The organism is Arhodomonas sp. KWT, assembly GCF_010993615.1.
This window is the reverse complement of sequence record NZ_WNXE01000018.1, coordinates 37,291-40,961: the sequence shown is the minus strand read 5'-3', so window position 1 is coordinate 40,961 and position 3,671 is coordinate 37,291. Positions and strand designations below refer to the sequence as shown.

The 3,671-nt window shown below is 71.7% G+C and carries 4 protein-coding genes; 2 read left to right on the top strand and 2 right to left on the bottom strand.

Annotated features, from left to right (window positions below):
- Positions 1-1,013: leucyl aminopeptidase (locus tag G7A99_RS05695; protein ID WP_163139168.1), on the bottom strand; the 1,013-nt coding region annotated here is incomplete at its 3' end.
- A gap of 144 nt (positions 1,014-1,157) precedes the next feature.
- Between G7A99_RS05695 and lptF the strand changes: the two genes are divergently transcribed.
- Both lptF and lptG read left to right on the top strand, forming a co-directional pair.
- Entirely contained in the window at positions 1,158-2,234 is a 1,077-nt protein-coding gene (gene lptF / locus G7A99_RS05690; protein ID WP_163139167.1) for an LPS export ABC transporter permease LptF, read from the top strand.
- Positions 2,231-3,292, top strand: coding sequence for an LPS export ABC transporter permease LptG (gene lptG, locus G7A99_RS05685; RefSeq protein WP_163139166.1), 1,062 nt, complete (start codon positions 2,231-2,233; stop codon positions 3,290-3,292). The genes lptF and lptG overlap by 4 nt, the downstream gene beginning before the upstream one ends.
- A 13-nt stretch (positions 3,293-3,305) precedes the next feature.
- On the opposite strand, the gene G7A99_RS05680 is transcribed toward lptG, so the two are convergent.
- Positions 3,306-3,671: RDD family protein (locus G7A99_RS05680; RefSeq protein WP_240466112.1), on the bottom strand; the 366-nt coding region annotated here is incomplete at its 5' end.

The following is a 3,671-nucleotide window of genomic DNA, read 5'->3' as shown; positions in this document are numbered from 1 at the left end:
GTGGTGACGATGTCGCCGGGCTTGCTGGCGTTGCCGTCGGGGAGGTTCTCGGTGGCGGCGATCACCCCGACGAGGTTGAGCGGCAGCTCCAGCTCCAGCGCGGCGCGCACGGCGCCGAATACGCTCGCCGCCCCGCACATGTCGTACTTCATCTCGTCCATGGCCGCCGCGGGCTTCAGGGAGATGCCGCCGCTGTCGAAGGTCACGCCCTTGCCGACTAGGGCGTGGGGCTTGTCGCCCTTGTTGCCGCCGTCGTAGCGCATCACGATCAGCCGCGGCTCCTGGCGGCTGCCGCGGGCGACGGACAGCAGGGCGCCCATGCCGTGGGTTTCCATCTCCTTCGGCCCCAGTACCTCGACGGACAGCGCCGGGTACTCGGCGGCGAGCTGCTCGGCGCGCTCGGCGAGGTAGGTCGGCGTGCACAGGTTGCCGGGCAGGTTGCCCAGGTCGCGGGTGAGGTCCATGCCGTTGGCGATGGCCTGGCCCTCGCGCGCGGCCGCCTCGCCGGGGGCCAGGTCGCGGCGGCCGGGCACGGTGAGTACGAGCTTGCGCAGCGGCCGGCGCGGGGTATCCTTGCGGCTCTTGAGCTGGTCGAACCGGTACAGCGTGGTTGCCGTGGTCTGCACCGCCGTGCGCACCCGCCAGGGGTTGTCGCGGCCCTTCACGGGCAGGTCGGTGAGGTAGCTCACGGCCTCGACGGCGCCGCTGTCCTGCAGTGCGGAGGCCATGGCGGCGACCGCCTTGTTGTAGGCCTGGTCGCCGAACTCGCGCTCGCGGCCGCAGCCGACCAGCAGCACGCGGTCGCAGAGGGTGTCTGGTACATTGGTGAGCATCAGGGTCTGGCCGAGGCGGCCTTCCATGTCACCGCGGCGCAGCAGCTGCGTGAGAAAGCCGCCGCTCGCCTCGTCGAGCTGGCCCGCCGCGGCGGAGAGCCGGCGCGACTCGAAAACACCGACGACCACACAGGCTGAGCGCTGTTTTTCAGGGATGCCGCTCTTGACCGAGTATTCCATCGATTGCTCCTTTGCTGACTGGCGGCCCGCGCCGGCTGCGGATGGCCCGGGCGAAAACCGGATCGTAACGCAGATTGAGGCGGTTTTCGCGGTCTGGCCCGTGTTTTCCCATGCCGGCCCCCGGCGTGAGCGGTGCTGGCGGGCATGCTGAGGCGGCGGCTCGAACGCTACCTCGTGCGCGAGACCCTGCTCGCCTGGGGCGGTGTGACGCTGGTGCTGGTGGTGGTGCTGCTCACCAACCGGCTGATCAAGTTCATGGCCGCCGCCGCCCGCGGCGAGGTGCCCGCGGAGCTGATCTTCGGGCTGCTCGGGCTCAAGGCCCTGGCGAACCTGGGCATGGTGTTGCCGGCGAGCCTGTTCCTCGCCGTGATCCTGGCCCTGGGGCGGCTTTACCGCGATTCCGAGATGGCGGCGATGACGGCCTGCGGCTTCGGGCCCCGTCATATCCTGAGTGCGCTGATGACCCTGGCGGTGCCGCTGTCGATCTTCGTGGCGGTGTTCTCGATCTCCCTCGGGCCGCAGGCGGAGGCCACGGCACAGCGGCTGGTGATCGAGTCCAGCCAGCGTTCGCAGTTCCAGGGGCTGGAGGGCGGGCGCTTCCTCACCCTGGACGGCGGCGGTGCGGTGTACGCCGGCGCCGTCGCCGACGACGGCACGCTCCGCGACGTCTTTGCCCGCCTGCCCGGCGACGGCGTCGACCGGGTGATCGTCGCCGACAGCGCCTACCGCCGCACCGACCCGGATACCGGCGGGCGCTTCCTCGTGCTCGTCGACGGCTGGCGCTATGACGGCTCGCCGGGCCTGCTCGCCTGGCGGATGCTCTCGTTCAAGGAGCACGGGATCCGCCTGGACGCCCGCGCGCCGGTGAAGGGGCACCTCAAGCGCGACGCCCGCAGCGTGCCCCGGCTGCTCGCCGGTGGCGAGCGTGCCGACTATGCGGAGCTGCAGTGGCGGCTGGGCATGGCGGTGAGCGTGTTCACGCTGATACTTGCGGCGATACCGCTGGCGCGCACCGCCCCGCGGGAGGGGCGCTACGCCAAGCTGGTGGGGGCGGTGCTGCTCTACGTGGTGTACTTCAACGGCCTCAAGGTCGCGCAGGACTGGTACGAGAGCGGCACGGTCCCGGGCTGGCTCGGGCTGTGGTGGGTGCACGCCGCGCTCGGCGTGTTCGCCGTGGCGATGCTGGTGCGCGAGTACGGGCTGCGGCGGAGGCCATCATGAACCGGCTGTCGCGCTACATCGGCCGCCAGGTCATCCTCGGTGCGCTCATGGCGCTGCTGGTGATTGTCGCGCTGGACGCGGTGTTCACGTTCATCAACGAGAGCGGGGACGTGGGCGAGGGCGGCTACACCAGCCTGATGGCGCTGGTGTACGTGCTGCTGCAGGCGCCCCGCAGTGCCTACGAGACGTTCCCGGTGGCGACGCTGGTGGGGGCGCTGGTCGCCCTGGGCGGGCTCGCCGCGCGCAGCGAGCTCACGGCGATGCGTGCCGCGGGCCTGTCCATCGGCGGGATCACCCGTGCCGTGGTGATCACCGGGCTGCTGCTCGCGGTGGGCGCGGTGGCGCTGGGCGAGTGGGCGGCGCCGGCGGCCTCGCGCCTTGGCCAGGACCTGCGTGCACGCAGCATCGGCGGCGGGAGTGCGGGTATCGGCGACGGCGGCCTGTGGCTGCGGGACGGCCCGCGCTATATCCATGTCGCGCGCGTGCGCGAGCAGACCCAGATCGAGGGTGTGCGCGTCTACCGCACCGACGGGGGCCGGCTGAGCCGGATCGTCACCGCCGAGCGCGGACGCTACCAGGACGGCCAGTGGCTGCTCTCCGGCGTGGAGGTGACCCGTATCGGCACCGACGGCGTGCGCGTGAGGCATCCGGACGGCCAGGTACTGGAGGCGGAGCTCAATCCGGAGCTGCTCGGGCTGGTGGCGCTGCCGCCGGAGCTGCTGCCGCTGCCGGAGCTCTACCGCTATATCGACTACCGCACCCGCAACGGCCTGGAGACCGTGCGCTACCGCCTGGCCTTCTGGGTGAAGCTCGCCACGCCGCTGGCGACCATGGTGATGCTGCTACTCGCGGTGCCGCTGGTGCTCTACGTCCGCCCGCGGGCGGGTGCGGGGCAGCAGATCGTGGTGGGCGTGCTGGTGGGCACGGCGTTCATGCTGCTCAACCGCCTGCTCAACCAGGCGGGCGTGATCTACGGGTTCCCGCCGGTGCTGAGCGCGATGGCGCCGTCGCTGATCTTCATGGTCCTGGCGGTGGCGGGGCTGCAGCGGCTGCGCTGACCGGGGCGAGGCCTCAGCGCCGCCGCGGGATGACGACCAGCTGTGTGCCCGAGAGGCGGTCGTGCCAGGCAAGGCGGTCGCGGTCCACCAGCGACCAGAGGAAACCGAGGCCCAGGCTCGCCCAGGAGAGCAGGGCGGCGAGATAGCGCAGCAGTGCGAGGCGCAGGCCCACCGGGCCGCCGTCGTCGCGGCGCACCAGGCGCAGCCGCCACGCCTGCATGCCCAGGGTGCGGCCGGCGCGCCACCAGAACCCGCAGAGGAAGACCGCGCCGATCGCGAGCAGTACGAGCTGGTAGCCGATGTGGCCGGGCGGGATGGCCTCGCCGTGGTTGAAGGCGACGAGCACGCCGGTGGCGATCATCCACAGGGCGATCAGCAG

Excerpts from the sequence above, each read along its gene's own strand:
- lptF (WP_163139167.1), top strand. The coding sequence starts at position 1,158 with ATGCTGAGGCGGCGGCTCGAACGCTACCTCGTGCGCGAGACCCTGCTC.
- lptG (WP_163139166.1), top strand. The coding sequence starts at position 2,231 with ATGAACCGGCTGTCGCGCTACATCGGCCGCCAGGTCATCCTCGGTGCG.